A 15,836-nucleotide genomic window follows, 5' to 3' on the forward strand; every position below is an offset into this window, starting at 1 on the left:
TACATATTATTAATGTAGGATGCATTGATATGTACGACGGAGATTTTATGTTTTAAATTTGATTAAAAAAAGAAGTCTCCAAGCCCAAAACGAGCTTGGAGATTGCGTTTTAGCAAGAGAAACAAGTTTTAAACTCATAAGCTGTTGGACGCGCTTCGTAAGGCCAAACTTGAGTTTCAAATTTGAAGTGTTGATATGTATCTATGAAAAGATCGGTCATTATTGGTTTTAAGTATTCATTATCGCGAATTAGCGCTTCAAGGCTACCACGAAGTGTGTGTGGAAGCTGTTCTATGCCACGCTCTCTGATCTCATCTAGGTGAAGTTTAAATAAATTTTCATCCATAGGACCAACTGGCTCGTACTTGTTTTTGACACCGTCAAGTCCTGCCATTAGCATCGCTGAAAAGGCTAGATAAGGGTTTGCTGTGCTATCTGGAAATCTCATCTCAGCCCTAACTGACTTCTCGCCAGCGCCGTAAGGTATGCGGATGCTCGCTGAGCGGTTTTGGCTAGAGTAGGTGAGGATAGATGGCGCTTCAAAGCCTGGGATTAGGCGTTTGTAGCTGTTTGTGCTTGGGTTAGTAAAGGCTGCAACGCTTCTTGCGTGCTTTAAAACGCCGCCGATGTAGTGCCTTGCAAAGTCACTTAAATTTGCGTAGTTGCCCTCTTTATAGAATAAATTTTTACCATCTTTCCAGACTGATTGATGCACATGCATGCCGCTTCCGTTATCGCCATAAAGTGGTTTTGGCATAAATGTAACTGTCTTGCCGTTTAGGTGAGCCACCATGCGAACGACGTATTTATAAATTTGGACATTATCGGCAGCTTCGACTAAGTTGCCAAATTTCACGCCGATCTCGCCTTGACCTTGTGCGACTTCGTGGTGTCCTAAAAAGACTTCAAGACCAACTTGCTCTAGAACTTGCATCATTTCAGCTCTTAGATCTACCATGCTGTCGATTGGTTGAGTCATCAAATAGCCGCCTTTTCTGCGTGGGCGATGACCTGTGTTGTAGCTATCTTTGAAGTCAGTAGCATCGTTCCACTCGCCTTCCTCGCTATCTACTTGATACATCGCGCAGTTTGGGCTATCGATGATTTTGACGTTGTCAAAGACAAAAAATTCATTCTCAGGGCCAAAGTATGCCTCGTCACCAAGACCGCTATCTTTTACGTACTGCATTGCTCTTTTGGCTATTGAGCGAGGGCATTTTTCATAAATTTGACCCTTGTAAATGTCGTAAATATCGCAAAAAACAACAACTGTAATATCAGAAGTAAATGGGTCTAAAAATGCAGTTGTAGCTTCTGGCTTCATTATCATATCGCTCTTATCGATTGGTTGCCAGCCATGCATAGAGCTAGCGTCCATCGGAATACCATTTATAAAATTTTCTTTCGTAACAGCTTTTATGTTGTAGCTAATGCTATGCCAAGCACCACCTAAATCAGTAAATCTAAAATCTACAAATTTGACTTCATTTTCTTTACAAAAATCAAAAAAATGATCTATATTTTGGACGAATTTTCCCACTTTTTTCTCCTTTTAATTTCTAAGATTTTTCGTATTCTATCATAAAACTTAATATTTAAGATTAAATTTATATTTTATTTGAACCCAATCTAAAATTTTACTAATTCTCTATCTCTGTTTTTGAAAATAGCACATTTTGAATAGCCTAAATCTCTAGCTATTTGCTCGCAAATTTCGCCATTTTTACCAATATCTTCTTTTGTATGAGCATCTGAGCCAAAAGTAATAGCTATATCTTTTTCGGCTATAAGCTCTAGTAAATTTACGCTTGGATATTGCTCGCCGATAGGCTTTCTAAAGCCAGCCGCATTTATCTCAACTACTAAATTTGCCTCTTTTATCGCATTTATCGCATCACGTGCTAAAATTCTAATATCTTTTTTGGGTAAAAATTTAAAAATTTTAAGTAGGTCAATATGCCCCATTATGTCAAATTTGCCAAGCTTGGCCGATTTTTCGACATGATCAAAATACTCTTGCCAAATTTGATCCAAGTCTTTGCCCTCGTAACCACCGATAAATTCAGGATTGTCAAATGCCCAGCCATTAAAAAAATGCACAGAGCCTATTAGATAATCGACCTTTCTACTAAAAACTCGCTCATCCATAAATCCATCTAAAAAATCCATCTCATAGCCAAGTAAAATTTCTATCTCACCGTTAAAATCATCTCTTAAGCGTAAAATTTCTTCCTCGTAGCCTTGCATCTCATCAAAACTCATCCTGTAAGCTTCATCATATTTCATCGGAGCGTGGTCGCTAAAGCCAAAGTATTTTGTACCTGCTTTTATTGCGCTTTGTACATACTCTCTTGGTTCGCCGACTGCATGTTTGCAAAGCGGTGTGTGATTGTGGAGATCAACGGTCATTTTTTGCCTTTTAAAGTCATTTATTTTTGAAAAATGCTATCTAAAATTTGATAAATTTAAAGATAAAAAGGCGCTTTTAAACTTACTTTTTATTTAAATCCTATATAATCAGGGCAAATTTTATTAGGAGCTTTTATGACCCAAGAGGAACTTGACGCGCTTATGGCTGGCGGACTGGACGATTTAGAGGATGCTAAAGACGATGCTAGCCAAGAGACTGCGGACGTCAAAAAGGATATAGACGAGGTAGCAGAAGTTGCAGAGGCAATCAGTGACAAAACAGCCGAGCCGCAATCAAAAGTAGAAAATATATCAAAACAGGGAGAAAACTACAGAGTGAGTGCAGATGGTGTTTGGCCACCGCCACCACCAACAGAAGATCACAAAATGGTTCATCAGCTTGATGATGTGACTAGGGATAGCGAAGAAAAAGCTACTCAGATGTTTGATAAGCTTGAGACGATAAATAACTTTTTTATGGACGCTGAGAGTGACTCAAATAGCCTGAAAGATGCGATAAACTCAAACATCGAACTATTTACGACATTAAGCCAGAAATTTCCAAATATTGCCGCATTTAGCGAAGCTTTGGAGAAAAACAACGCACTTCTTGGCACGATTGATAACATCATCGGAAATTTACAAATGGGGCAAGATGAGATAATGATGGCTATGGATATGATGCAGTATCAAGACATTCATAGACAAAAGATTGAGCGCGTTATCAACGTTATGAGAGCTCTAAGTAAATATATGAATACTTTGTTTGAAGGTAAAATAGACGATGAAAAACGTGTTGGCTCAGCTGTTCATATCGCAGGTGATACAACGACTGAAAATCTTGTGAGCAACGACGACATTGAAGCCTTGATAGAAAGCCTGGGTAAAAAATAGTGTTAAAAAGGCCTGAGCTTTTATCCCCAGCTGGAAATTTAACAAAACTTAAAATTGCCCTTGAATACGGCGCTGATGCCGTTTATGGATCTGTGGCTAGCTTTTCGCTAAGGACTAGATCGGCGAGAGAATTTAACCTTGAAACGTTTAAAGAGGCGATAGACTACACACATGCAAAGGGAAAGAAATTTTATGCGACCATAAATGCCTTTCCTTTTAATTCGCAGATAGAGCCACTAAAAAGGCACTTGCAGACTATCTCGGCTATGAAGCCAGATGCCTTTATCATCGCAACTCCAGGCGTTATGAGTCTAGCAAAAGCCATTGCTCCTGATATCGAGATACATCTCTCAACTCAGGCAAATGTCATGAATGTGCTTGATGCAAAAATTTATCACGACATGGGCGCAAAACGCATCGTCGTGGCACGTGAGATGAACTTAAAAGATGTTATAAAGATAAAAGAAGAAATTCCAACTCTTGATATCGAAATTTTTGTACATGGCTCGATGTGCTTTGCCTACTCTGGCAGGTGCTTAGTAAGCTCAGTGCAAAGCGGACGTATGTCAAATCGCGGCAGCTGTGCCAACGATTGCAGGTTTAAGTATGAACTTTACGCTAAAAACGAAGAGAGTGGTGTGCTTTTCCGCTTAGAAGAGGACGAAAACGGTACTCACATCATGAACTCAAAAGATCTTTGCCTCATCTCACACATTAAAGAGATCGTTGATAGCGGCGTAATAGATAGTCTAAAAATAGAAGGTCGCACAAAGAGCGAGTACTACGCAGCTTGTACAGCAAGAGCTTATAAAATGGCGATAGATGATGCCATGGATGATAAATTTAACGCACAAATCTATGAAAATGAGATAAATACATTGAAAAATCGTGGCTTTACGGATGGATACTTGGTGCATAGACCTTACGAGCGAGTTGACACTCAAAACCATGTGAGTAGCCTAGAAGAGGGTACACATCAGGTAAATGCAATAAGCGAAGATGGCAAGTTTTTTAAGTGCAAATATAAAATTTTTCCAGGCAATAGCTATGAGATCGTGGCTCCTACTGGATCGGTTATAGAAGATAGTGAAAATGAAATCTCAAAGGTTTATTCACAAGAGGGCAAGAAATTTATCAAATTTAAGCAGCTCATCACCAAAAAAGGCAAGGTTATGAGCGAAATTCATAGCGGCAATGAAAACGAAATAAGTCTTGGTGTTAAGCTGCCAAAATTTAGCTTTTTGAGGGAGAAAATATGAAATTTGTTTCTATTATAATGGGAAGTAAGAGTGACTATGATATCGTTAGCGAGGCGGCAAAAACTCTTGAAAAATTTGGTGTAAAATATGAACTAATAATCAGCTCAGCTCACAGAAGTCCAAAAAGAACAAGCGAGTACGTCGCAAATGCTGAGAAAAAGGGTGCAAAAGTCTTCATCGCAGCTGCTGGTATGGCGGCTCACCTAGCTGGAGCTATCGCTGCAAATACAACAAAACCAGTGATCGGCATACCAATGGCAGGTTCGGCCCTTAGCGGTGTTGACGCACTTTACTCAACTGTGCAAATGCCAAGTGGCATGCCAGTGGCGACCTTAGCTATCGGCAAGGCCGGTGCTATAAATGCAGCCTATTTGGCGGTGCAAATTTTAGCTCTTGAAGATGATAGTCTGGCAAGTGCTCTAAAAGCCGATAGAGAGGCGAAGATAAAAGCTTTAGAGGAAGACTCTTCAAAGGTTGAAGTGATACTGTAAAAAGGAGAAGCGGTGCAGACCTATCTTGGAGTTGATGAATTTTGCAAACTTGTGCACTTAGAGCGTGAAGTTATCGAAGATATGATAAATCGTGGCGTTTTGAAAACCAAAGAGGAAAATGGAGAAATTTTGATAGAAGCGAGCGAGGGAACGATGAGCGTGGTGCCTAGTGTTTCGCAAAATTTATCCTTGCAGCCGCAAAGCCAAGATGGTATCAGCTTTGTTGAAAAGACGATCGGAACGATATTAAATTTACACGAAAAGGTACTTGACGCAAAGGATGAGACGCTTGAAACCCTAAGAAATGAGAATAAATTTTTAAAAGAGGCGCTTATTTCTATGCAAGAGCTCTATGACGAAGATAGAAAAACGGTCGAAACGCTTACAAAACAGCTTAAAATTTCACAAGATGAAGTTGAATTTCTAAAACGAAAATACAAGCTAATGTGGAACCAAGCGGTTGAAAATTTTAACGGGCAAAAGTAGTTTATGAAGATTATAAATTTAGAAGATAGCTTTGAAATTTACGGAGTAAAAACTCGCACTAAAAATGAAGATGAGATAGGCGGCAAGGGTAAAATTCCAGCTCTATGGTCTAAATTTATGAGTGAGCACTATGATGGCAAGAGTGAAATTTATAGCGTTTACTGCAACTATGAAAGCGATCTGAATGGACATTACGATAACTTCATCGGCACAAGATCAAACCACAAAAGTGATGAAAATTTAGAGATAAAAAGTGGCAAATACGCCGTTTTTAGTTTTGCAAGAGAGCCACAAAACGTAGCAAAATTTTGGGATGAAATTTGGAGATATTTTGAAAGTAGTGAGCTAAAAAGAGCCTATAAAACGGATTTTGAGCTTTACGGCAGCGACGAGATAAAAATTTTTATATCTATTTTAGGTTAGAAAAAATGAATAAAAAAAACAATAGTTCAATTTTGAGTTTTATCGAAAATTTTGGTAACAAATTGCCAAATCCAACTATGCTTTTTATCTATCTTTCGATTATTACGATAATAATATCGTTTGTGTTAGAAAAGATGGGCGTTGGCGTAAGCTATCAGGCTATCAAAGACGGACAAATATCACAGCTTAATGCAAATGTTATAAATTTGCTTTCTGCTGATAGTCTTAGATCTTTTGTTTCGTCTGTACTTAAAAATTTTACTAATTTTTATCCTTTGGGAGTAGTCTTTGCGATTATTCTAGGTATTGGTATTGCAGACAAGTCTGGACTTTTATCAGCACTTATGACAAAGATTGCCTTAAAATCTTCCAAAATATGGGTAACTCCAATCGTTATTTTTCTTGGTGTAATGTCAAATGTTGCTTCCTCGGTTGGCTATGTTGTGCTAATCCCGCTTGGAGCTATTTTATTTGCTGGATTTGGTCGCCATCCAATTGCTGGATTAGCTGCTGCTTTTTCTGGTGTTAGCGGTGGCTGGTCGGCAAATTTATTAATCGGCACAAATGACCCGATGTTTGCGGCATTTTCTATGCAAGCAGCTAGCGTGTTAAATCCAGATTATGTAGTATTAGCAACTGCAAATTGGTACTTTATGATCGCTTCGACATTTTTGATCGTCTTTGTTGGCTGGTTTGTAACAGATAAAATCGTAGAGCCTAGGCTTGGTAAATTTGATTTTTTGGGTGATTTTAGCCTAAAAGAGCATAGTGAGATAAGTGCAGAGCAAAAACGTGGCTTAAAATTTTCACTAATAGCGTTGATTGTTTTTGTGATTTTATTGCTTGTGGCTATTTTGCCTTCTGACTCTTTATTTGGAGCAAAAGGCAATGAAAGCTTTATGAAGTCTACTTTTATGCATTCTATTGTTGTTTTTATGATGTTACTTTTTATAGTGGTAGGTGTCGCTTACGGCGTAGGTGCTAGGAGTATAAAAAGTAGTAATGACGCCATAAAATTTATGGAACAATCTATTTCTGAGCTATCAGGATTTTTGGTTTTGATATTTTTTGCAGCCCAGTTTACATATCTTTTTAATACCTCAAATATTGGGCTAGTGCTTTCTATAAAAGGTTCTATTTTTCTAAAAGAGGTCGGATTAACTGGACTTAGTCTTATCATAGTTTTTATTTTTTTGATCGCTTTTATAAATTTATTTATAGCTGTTGATTCTGCAAAGTGGGCTATGATGGCTCCGATTTTTGTACCAATGTTTATGAATCTTGGACTCTCGCCAGAGCTTACACAGGCTGCTTTTAGAATAGGCGACTCTACTACAAATATCATAACGCCTTTGATGCCATTTTTTGTTTTGATAGTAGCTTTTATGCAAAAATACAATAAAGAGTTAAAAATCGGATCAGTAGTTTCTATTATGCTTCCTTATACGGTTGCATTTTTAATTTCTTGGACAGCGCTAATGTCGTTTTGGTACATTTTTGATCTACCGCTAGGACCTGGTGCAGTTATACACTATGTAAAGTAAAATTTTAAAAGGAAAGCAATGACATTTTCACAAATAATATTAACCCTTCAAAACTATTGGCAAGAGCAAGGTTGCGTTATACTTCAGCCATACGACATGCCTGCTGGTGCTGGAACATATCACCAAGCGACATTTTTAAGAAGCCTCGGACCAAAGCCGTGGGCGACTGCATACGTAGCTCCAAGCCGCCGTCCGACTGATGGCAGATACGGCGAAAACCCAAACCGCCTGGGTGCTTATTATCAGTTTCAGGTGCTTATAAAACCAAGCCCAGAAAATATCCAAGAGCTTTATCTAAAAAGTCTTGAAAAGCTTGGGTTAAATTTAAAAGATCATGATATCCGCTTCGTTGAGGACAACTGGGAGAGCCCGACTCTGGGCGCTTGGGGGCTTGGCTGGGAGGTCTGGCTAGATGGAATGGAAGTGACGCAGTTTACCTATTTTCAACAAGTTGGCGGTATCGCTTGTGAGCTGGTCTCTGGCGAGATAACATACGGTCTTGAGCGCTTAGCTATGTATCTGCAAGATGTAAATAGCGTCTACGACATAGTTTGGGACGACTCTAATGGCAACATCGTAACCTACGCCGATGTGCACAAACAAGGCGAGTATGAGTGGAGTAAATATAACTTTGAAGTAGCAAATGTTGATATGCTTTTTAACCAGTTTGAAAACGCATTTAACGAGTGCAAGCGTTGCTTAGAGGCTAAAATTTCACTGCCAGCTTACGACTACTGCATGCTTGCGGCTCACACATTTAACGTCCTTGATGCGCGTGGGGCGATTAGTGTAACGCAAAGGCAAGATTACATCCTAAAAATCCGCGAGCTGGCCAAAGAGTGTGCGCTAACTTATAAAGAGAGCCTAGAGCAAAAGTAAAATTTGATGAAAATAGCTGAAATTTATAAAATTTTAGATGAAATTTGCCCGTTTGCGAGCCAAGAGCCTTGGGATAATAGTGGCCTACAAGTTGGCTCATTTGATAGCGAATTTGAGCGAATTTATCTAAGCCTTGATTTAGATAGCGAACTTTTGCAAAATGTCTTGCCAAATTCGCTCATTATCACTCACCATCCACTCATTTTTAAGGGGCTAAAGAGCCTGGACTACAGCCTTTATCCAAGCTCACTCATAAGAGAGATGATGATAAAAAATATCTCGCTCATCTCGCTTCACACAAATGCTGACCTTGCATTTTTAAATGAAAAATTTGTAACGCAGGTTTTGGGGCTAGAAATTTCAAGCAAAGAGGGTTTTTTGATCTACGCTGATGTGAAGATGAAATTTAGCAAGCTTTGCAAATTTGTAAAAGAAAAACTTGGGCTAGAAAATTTAAGAGTGGTTCATGCAAAAGATGAAATTTCTAAAATTTGTATCTGCACTGGAAGTGGCGCAGATCTTATTCAAGATATCAAAGCAGACGTCTTTTTAACGGGTGATCTAAAATATCACCAAGCCCTTTATGCAAAGGAAAATGGGCTAAATTTAATCGATATAAATCACTATGAAAGTGAACGTTGTTTTGGTGATTTTTTAGCAAAATATTTGCAAAATCTGAAAATTGAAGTTATAATACGCAATTCTAAAAATCCATTTACATATTGCTAACAAAAAAAGGAAACATTATGAATAAATACTTACAACAATTAGTTGAATTATCTGAGCTTGATAAACAAATAGATGGCTTTACACCACGCATTCAGGATATAGAAAAGGCTTATAAAAATATAGAAGAAGAGTGCGAAACTATAACGGTTAATATAGAAAGACTAGATGAAGAGGTAAATGACTTAAAGTCTCAAAAATCAGGCACAAATGCTCATATTGCCGAGTTTAGCGCAAAGATAAAAGATGTAGCTAAAAAAAGCTCAAGTGCAAAAAGCGAAAAGGAGATAAAAGCTCTAAGTCTTGAAGAAGATATTGCGAAAGAGCAACTTGAGGCTGCAAATGAAGAGATCGCTAGACTTGAGAAGCTAATAGATAGTAAAAATAGTCAAAAAGATGAGCTTGGTGCAAAAAAAGCTGAACTTGAAGAGAATTTAAAAAATATAAAAAGCAAAACTTCATCTGAACTTGAAAATATTGGGAAAGAACGTGAAGAAGTTTATGCTAAAAAAGATAAACTTGTCGCTGCGATGAACCAAAAAATCCTAGCATTTTATGAAAAAATAAGAAAATGGGCTCACAACACAGCAGTTGTGCCTGTTAAAAAACAAGCTTGTTATGGCTGCTTTATGCAGATAAATGATAAAACTTTCTCTGCGGTTGTAAAAGGCGAAGATATCGTTACTTGCCCGCATTGTGGCAGAATTTTGTATAAACAAGAGCAATAACACGTTTCGTGATAATAATATATTATTTTTTAGCCTCAATACTCTATTTTTTTGGGGCTATTTTTCTACTTTTATTAAGTTTCAAAAAAAAATATCATAGATCGATCCCAGCACGTTTCTTTCTCTTTAATAATCCTAAATTTAAAGATGCAGATGTGCATTTTCACGCTTGCTCATTTGGCGAGGTGCAAGCGCTTAAGCCTTTGATGCAAAAATTTAACAGCAAAGCCATAAGTGTGGTGACAAATACAGGCTTTGAAGCGGCAAGTAAAATTTGTGCTAACACAAGATTTTTGCCATTTGAAATTTTCTTGCCATTTTGGTTAAAAAAGAGCAAAATTTTAGTCATTTTTGAGGCTGAGCTTTGGCTTATGCTAGTTTTCATGGCAAAGCTAAAAGGTAGCCGCGTGATACTAATAAACGCTAGAATTTCAGATAGAAGCTATAAAAGTTACTTAAAATTTGGCTTTTTTTACAAATATCTTTTTAAATTTATAGATAAAATTTATGCCCAAAGCGAGCTTGATAAAGAACGGCTAAAAACGCTAGGAGCAGGTGAGATAGAGGTCGTTGGCAACATAAAAGCCGCGTTTTTGCCAAGCGTGAGTAGAGTTTATGAAAAGCCAAAAGCTAGAGTGATCGTATTAGCAAGCACACATATAGGCGAAGAAGAGATGATTTTAGATAATTTAAATTTAAAAGAAAACGATCTATTAATTATCGCGCCACGCCATCCTGAGAGATTTGCAGAGGTGAAGAAGCTAGCGAGCGAGTACGCTAAAAAGTATGGCTTTAGCTTTGCTGAATTTAGCCAATCATATAAATTTGAAGCTAAAGTAAATTTGCTTGATACTTTAGGCGAGCTTGTAAATGTCTATGCTATTAGCGATATAGTAGTGCTTGGAGGCAGTTTTGTACCAAATATCGGTGGGCATAATCCAATCGAGTGCGCACAATTTAACCCAGTGATAATAAGTGGCGAGTTTATATTTAACCAAAAGGCATTATTTAGCTTAGTTGAAAACATTTATTTCGCAAAGGCTAGCGAAATAGGTGGCATAATGGGTAATGATGCTAAAAAGAGCAATATCGCCGTACAGGCCAGCGCTGATGCGATCATAGAAGATATAAGGAGCACTTTATGAGTGAAGAAAAAGCGTATAAAATTTTAGCTAAACAAAAAAACATCTCAAATAACGAGGCAAAGGAGCTAATAGATAGCGGCCTTGTCTATGCCAAGGGGCAAAAGGTGATGATTGCTCGTGCGCTAATGAGTGAAAACACCAAATTTAGCGTTGAAGAGATGCCAAAGCCAAGCATTATTTTTGAAGATGAAAATTTAATAGCAATCAGTAAGCCAGCTGCCATAACTAGTGAAAAAATTAGTCAAATTTATAAATTTCCACTCCTTCATAGACTCGATAAAGACACGAGTGGCGTACTGCTTCTTGTAAAAAATGATGAATTCGCAACGCTTGCGATAAGTGAATTTAAAAAGATGAAGGTTGAGAAAATTTACGTGGCCGCAGTTAGGGGCATCATGAGCGAAGAGGTGGTCGTAAATGAGCCAATCTTAACGATTAAAAATAAAAATGGCGCCATTTCAAAGATATCAAAAGATGGCAAAGAGGCGATCAGTGAAATTTCACCTCTCATGGTTGTTGGCAAAAAAACGCTGGTAAAAGTTGCCATAAAAACAGGCAGAACGCACCAGATAAGAGTACATTTGGCTAGCTTAAATTTACCTATCGTTGGCGATGAGAAATACGGCAAAAATAGGGCAAATAGAATGTTTTTGCATGCCTATTCTATCGCTCTTTTAAACTATAAATTTAAAGCGCCAATCCCAAGAGAATTTAACTCTCTTGGATTTGAGATATCTAATAAATTTGAAATTTAAAGAGCAATAAAGAAATTATTTAGTAATATAAGCCCTTTAATAACAACTTAGAAAGGTGATTAGTGTTCGAACAAATTAGCGAGTCTTTTAGATTAGCCGTTAGCAAGATACGTTTTGTAGATGATGAAAAAGCTCTAAAAAACGCACTTGACGTGCTTAAAAAAGCTCTTTTAAAAGCTGATGTCCATCACAAAGTCACTAAATATCTGCTTGCATCTATCGAAAGCGAGCTAAAGCAAACTGGCGTTGGCCAAAAGAATTTCTTAGATGCGATCAAGTCAAATTTAACTACTATCTTAACAGCTCCTGGTAATCAAGGCTTTGTCTATGCACCAGTTGCACCGACCATTGTTTTGATGGCTGGTTTGCAAGGTAGTGGTAAAACAACAACAACTATCAAGCTTGCAAACTATCTAAAACTAAGAAAGAAAAAAGTTTTAGTTGCTGCTTGTGATTTGCAAAGATTAGCGGCGGTTGAACAGCTAAGACAGCTCTGCGTTGCAAATGAGATCGATCTTTTTTATATAGAAAATGAAAGTAATCCTATAAGAGTAGCAAAAGAAGCACTAGAAAAAGCAAAAAGTGGTCTTTATGATGTGCTTTTAGTGGATACCGCTGGTCGTCTTGCCATCGATGAAAAGTTGATGCGAGAGATAAAAGATGTAAAAAATGCGATAAATCCACATGAAATTTTTTACGTAGCTGACGCCATGAGCGGACAAGATGCAGTAAAAACAGCTACAAGTTTTAATGAAATTTTGGGAATTTCTGGAGTTATCCTTTCTAAATTTGACTCTGACTCAAAGGGCGGCGTAGCTATTAGCATCGCAAAACAGCTAAATATTCCACTTAGGTTTGTCGGTACTGGCGAGAAAGTAGCTGATATCGAGAGCTTTATACCAGACCGTATCGTAAGCCGTATAATGGGTGAGGGTGACTTGGCCACTTTGGTAGAGAAAACATCGACTATTATAGATGAAAAAGAGGCAAAACGCCTAAATCAAAAGATAAAAAAAGGCCAGTTTAATTTTAATGACTTTTTAGAACAAATGGAAAGTGTTAAAAAGCTTGGTAGTATGAAGTCTTTGATGGAGATGATACCTGGACTTTCAAATATTACAAATCAGATAAAAGATATAGACCTTGATAATTCAAAAGAAATTTTGCATATTAAGGCTATGATAAACTCTATGACGCAAAAAGAGCGTGAGAATCCAGACCTTTTAAACAATAGTAGAAAAAGGCGTTTAGCAGCTGGTTCTGGACTATCTCAAGTAGAGGTAAATCGTTTTTTAAAGCAGTTTGAAAATGCTTCAAAGCTTGCTAAGAAATTTTCAGGAAAAGGTGGAGCAAAGGGACTTGCAAATATGCTTTCTCAAGCAAATTTAAAAAGACCTGTTTGATAAAAGGGTTTAAATTTGGATATTTGTTATCTAAATTTAAGCTTTATTTAAAAACAAGAGGAGAATATAATATGGCAACAGTAGTAAGACTAACAAGAATGGGACGTAAAAAAAGACCTTTTTATCGTATAGTTGTTACAGATAGTAGAAAAAGACGCGATAGCGGTTGGATAGAGAGCATTGGTTATTACAATCCTATGGTTGAACCAAACGTTATAAATTTTAACAAAGAGAGATTGGATTACTGGAAAAGCGTCGGTGCTAAACTTAGCGACAGAGTTGCACAAATTACAAAATAATGGTTGAAAATTTTTTATACGAATACGCCAAGTTAATAGCTGACTTTCCTGAAAAGGTGACTATTGAGCGTCAAGAGCTTGGTGAAAATTTTGTTGAAATTATCATAAATGCTGACAAGATTGATACTGGAAAACTTATCGGTAAAGACGGCAAAATGATAAATGCTATAAAGACCGTTATTATTGGTTGTAAAGCCAAAGATAATACAAGCTATAGGGTAACGGTAAAAGCTATTGAATAGTGATATTGTTGAAGTCGCTACTATCGGAAGATGTGTTGGTTTAAGGGGTTATTTAAAACTTCACAACAAGAGCGACTTTCCAGAACAGTATAAAAAAGGTGCAACCTTTTTTGATAAAAACAATGATCAGCTCATCATAAAAGACTATAACAGAGGAAAAGAGCTGGTTTTGTTTGAAAATTTTGATGACTTAGACCTTGCTAAAACACTTGTAAATAGAACTATATATACTACAAAAGAGCTCACTAGAAAAAACTGCAAATTAAGAAAAAATGAATTTTTTCAGTTTGATATTATTGGCTTAAAAGTTGTAGAAAACGGCGAATTTTTGGGGATCGTAGAAGATATTCAAGATAATTTTGCAAATTCACTTTTATATATAAAAACAGATGAAAAGCTTATTATAAGCGGCAATCCGAAGAATTTTTACATTCCATATTTAGAGCATTTTATCATAAGTGTAAATTTAGATAATGAAGAGATTTTGGTAAAAGGTGCTAGAGCCATTTTAGAAAATTCATGACATTTACGTTTATTACACTTTTTGAAAATTTAGTTAAACCTTATTTTTGTGATTCTATTTTAAAACGTGCAATTGGTAATAAATTTATTGAAATTGATTTTATAAATCCAAGAAATTTTACTAAAGATAAGCATAATAAAGTTGATGATTATATGATCGGAGGTGGAGCAGGGCTTTTGATGTTTCCACAACCTTTGGATGATTCGATCAAATTTCTAAAAGAAAAAGATAAAAATACTCACGTGATATTTTTGACACCAGCTGGTAAAAAATTTAATCAAAATGATGCAAAGAGGCTTTCTAAAAAAAATCACATTTGTTTTGTTTGCAGTAGATATGAAGGCCTTGATGAACGAGTTGTTGAGCTTTGGGCAGATGAAGTTTTTTGTATAGGTGATTTTGTTTTAACTGGTGGAGAGCTTCCTGCGCTTTGTATGAGCGATGCAATATCAAGAAATATACCTGGAGTTTTAGGAAACAATATGAGCCTTGAAGTTGAGAGTTTTGAGGATAATTTGCTTGAAGCCCCATCTTTTACAAAGCCTGATAATTTTAGATCAATTTTTGTGGTTTCAGAGTTTTTAAAGGGTAACCATGCTAAAATCCACACTTTGAAAAATAAGATGGCTCACAGCAAAACAAGGTTCTTCCGCCCTGATTTATATCAAAAGCTTAAGCCACATAAATAAGGAAAAACATGAGAAATAAATACATTGAAGCATTTGAAAATGCTCAAATTGCTAGTAAAAATATTCCTGACTTTCGTGCAGGAGATACGTTGCGTGTTGCTACTCGTATTCACGAAGGCGATAAAACTAGAATTCAAAATTTTGAAGGTATTTGTATAGCTAGACGTGGTAGCGGTACTGGCGAAACATTTATCATTAGAAAAATTGGCGCTAATAGTGTTGGCGTTGAGAGAATTTTCCCAATTTTTAGTGACTCAATCGAAGAAATAAAAGTTCTTAGAAAAGGTCGTGTTAGAAGAGCTAAATTATTCTATCTACGTGATCTTCGTGGTAAGGCTGCTAAAATCCGCGAACTTAGAAAATAATCTTACTATATGTCCTGAAGTCTATTCAGGACTTTTAATCTTCTTTTTAAATTTAATTTTTTTAAATTTTTTTTGTTTTTTAATATTAAAAAATCTATTTATTTTTATTGTTTTTACCGCTAGGCTATAAAAATTTAAAATATATAACAAATTTCTATATAAGGTTTCAGATGCCTTATATACTAAATTTATTTATTTTCTACTTCTTCTTATTTGTATACCAAAATAAAAAAGTAATACAACAAAGAATTACTCCAAGCATTATTGATACAACTATCATAGTAGCATTTTTGGTTTCATTAAATGGCAAGCCTTGTGTATTCATGCCAAAAAACCCAGTTATCAGATTTAGTGGTAGCATTACAGCTGATATCATTGTTAAAATGTAAATGTTTTGATTGATTTTGTCGTTTTTTATACTTTGTATAAATGTATAAATATCATCTATTCTGCAGGCATATTCATTGGCCATTGTTCTAAAAACATTTGACTCATGAGTACTATTTTTAAGCTCTTTTTTTAAATTTTGTTGCTCACTTTGACAAATCGAAAGTGTCTCATAAAAGTGAGATATCT

20 protein-coding genes are annotated in these 15,836 nt (G+C 36.4%); 17 read left to right on the plus strand and 3 right to left on the minus strand.

The features are described 5' to 3' along the window. Positions 1–109: 109 nt before the first annotated feature. Together glnA and F3G69_RS08305 are read right to left on the minus strand one after the other, a co-directional pair. Positions 110–1,540: a type I glutamate--ammonia ligase gene (gene glnA / locus F3G69_RS08300; RefSeq protein ID WP_149714968.1), complete on the minus strand. Its 1,431-nt coding sequence runs from the start codon at positions 1,538–1,540 to the stop codon at positions 110–112. Positions 1,541–1,629: 89 nt separating this feature from the next. After that, a complete protein-coding gene (locus F3G69_RS08305; RefSeq protein WP_149714969.1) occupies positions 1,630–2,409 on the minus strand; it encodes a histidinol-phosphatase in 780 nt (259 codons plus the stop codon). A gap of 135 nt (positions 2,410–2,544) precedes the next feature. Between F3G69_RS08305 and F3G69_RS08310 the strand changes: the two genes are divergently transcribed. From F3G69_RS08310 to rplS, 17 genes are all read left to right on the plus strand, one after another. Then, positions 2,545–3,303 carry a chemotaxis protein gene (locus tag F3G69_RS08310; RefSeq protein ID WP_149714970.1) on the plus strand — a complete coding sequence of 253 codons (759 nt, stop codon included), beginning with the start codon at positions 2,545–2,547 and terminating at the stop codon, positions 3,301–3,303. After that, entirely contained in the window at positions 3,303–4,562 is a 1,260-nt protein-coding gene (locus F3G69_RS08315; protein WP_149714971.1) for a peptidase U32 family protein, read from the plus strand. The genes F3G69_RS08310 and F3G69_RS08315 overlap by 1 nt, the downstream gene beginning before the upstream one ends. After that, the gene (purE, locus tag F3G69_RS08320; RefSeq protein WP_149714972.1) at positions 4,559–5,053 is read left to right on the plus strand and encodes a 5-(carboxyamino)imidazole ribonucleotide mutase; all 495 of its coding nucleotides are present in this window, start codon (positions 4,559–4,561) and stop codon (positions 5,051–5,053) included. The genes F3G69_RS08315 and purE overlap by 4 nt, the downstream gene beginning before the upstream one ends. A 12-nt stretch (positions 5,054–5,065) precedes the next feature. Next, positions 5,066–5,539, plus strand: a complete 474-nt coding sequence (locus tag F3G69_RS08325) for a DUF3972 domain-containing protein (protein ID WP_084108020.1) — start codon at positions 5,066–5,068, stop codon at positions 5,537–5,539. A gap of 3 nt (positions 5,540–5,542) precedes the next feature. Further along, positions 5,543–5,962, plus strand: a complete 420-nt coding sequence (locus F3G69_RS08330; protein WP_103599969.1) for a GyrI-like domain-containing protein — start codon at positions 5,543–5,545, stop codon at positions 5,960–5,962. A 5-nt stretch (positions 5,963–5,967) separates the two neighbouring features. Beyond that, entirely contained in the window at positions 5,968–7,506 is a 1,539-nt protein-coding gene (locus F3G69_RS08335) for an AbgT family transporter (protein WP_149714973.1), read from the plus strand. Between the two features lie 18 nt (positions 7,507–7,524). Beyond that, entirely contained in the window at positions 7,525–8,385 is an 861-nt protein-coding gene (glyQ, locus tag F3G69_RS08340; protein WP_149714974.1) for a glycine--tRNA ligase subunit alpha, read from the plus strand. A gap of 6 nt (positions 8,386–8,391) precedes the next feature. Continuing rightward, positions 8,392–9,114 (plus strand): Nif3-like dinuclear metal center hexameric protein, encoded by a 723-nt coding sequence (locus tag F3G69_RS08345; protein WP_149714975.1) that lies wholly within the window; start codon positions 8,392–8,394, stop codon positions 9,112–9,114. 17 nt (positions 9,115–9,131) lie between these two features. Continuing rightward, positions 9,132–9,839, plus strand: a complete 708-nt coding sequence (locus F3G69_RS08350; protein WP_149714976.1) for a zinc ribbon domain-containing protein — start codon at positions 9,132–9,134, stop codon at positions 9,837–9,839. An 8-nt stretch (positions 9,840–9,847) separates the two neighbouring features. Beyond that, positions 9,848–10,984, plus strand: coding sequence for a lipid IV(A) 3-deoxy-D-manno-octulosonic acid transferase (waaA, locus tag F3G69_RS08355; protein WP_149714977.1), 1,137 nt, complete (start codon positions 9,848–9,850; stop codon positions 10,982–10,984). Continuing rightward, positions 10,981–11,739 carry an RluA family pseudouridine synthase gene (locus F3G69_RS08360; RefSeq protein WP_103599965.1) on the plus strand — a complete coding sequence of 253 codons (759 nt, stop codon included), beginning with the start codon at positions 10,981–10,983 and terminating at the stop codon, positions 11,737–11,739. Before waaA ends, F3G69_RS08360 begins: the two co-directional genes overlap by 4 nt. A 62-nt stretch (positions 11,740–11,801) precedes the next feature. Continuing rightward, the gene (gene ffh, locus F3G69_RS08365) at positions 11,802–13,142 is read left to right on the plus strand and encodes a signal recognition particle protein (RefSeq protein ID WP_103599964.1); all 1,341 of its coding nucleotides are present in this window, start codon (positions 11,802–11,804) and stop codon (positions 13,140–13,142) included. A gap of 71 nt (positions 13,143–13,213) precedes the next feature. After that, positions 13,214–13,441 (plus strand): 30S ribosomal protein S16, encoded by a 228-nt coding sequence (gene rpsP / locus F3G69_RS08370; RefSeq protein WP_009293992.1) that lies wholly within the window; start codon positions 13,214–13,216, stop codon positions 13,439–13,441. Beyond that, complete coding sequence (locus F3G69_RS08375) at positions 13,441–13,683, plus strand: KH domain-containing protein (RefSeq protein ID WP_054196581.1); 243 nt, start codon at positions 13,441–13,443, stop codon at positions 13,681–13,683. Before rpsP ends, F3G69_RS08375 begins: the two co-directional genes overlap by 1 nt. Then, the gene (gene rimM, locus F3G69_RS08380; RefSeq protein ID WP_103599963.1) at positions 13,676–14,206 is read left to right on the plus strand and encodes a ribosome maturation factor RimM; all 531 of its coding nucleotides are present in this window, start codon (positions 13,676–13,678) and stop codon (positions 14,204–14,206) included. The genes F3G69_RS08375 and rimM overlap by 8 nt, the downstream gene beginning before the upstream one ends. Continuing rightward, positions 14,203–14,895, plus strand: a complete 693-nt coding sequence (trmD, locus tag F3G69_RS08385) for a tRNA (guanosine(37)-N1)-methyltransferase TrmD (RefSeq protein ID WP_103599962.1) — start codon at positions 14,203–14,205, stop codon at positions 14,893–14,895. Before rimM ends, trmD begins: the two co-directional genes overlap by 4 nt. Positions 14,896–14,903: 8 nt before the next feature. Then, positions 14,904–15,260, plus strand: a complete 357-nt coding sequence (gene rplS, locus F3G69_RS08390) for a 50S ribosomal protein L19 (RefSeq protein ID WP_021090978.1) — start codon at positions 14,904–14,906, stop codon at positions 15,258–15,260. A gap of 199 nt (positions 15,261–15,459) precedes the next feature. On the opposite strand, the gene F3G69_RS08395 is transcribed toward rplS, so the two are convergent. Then, positions 15,460–15,836, minus strand: a 377-nt coding sequence (locus F3G69_RS08395) for a CorA family divalent cation transporter (RefSeq protein ID WP_223155902.1), incomplete at its 5' end; no start/stop codon positions are given.

This window comes from Campylobacter concisus (assembly GCF_902460625.1).
Classification (GTDB): domain Bacteria; phylum Campylobacterota; class Campylobacteria; order Campylobacterales; family Campylobacteraceae; genus Campylobacter_A; species Campylobacter_A concisus_AD.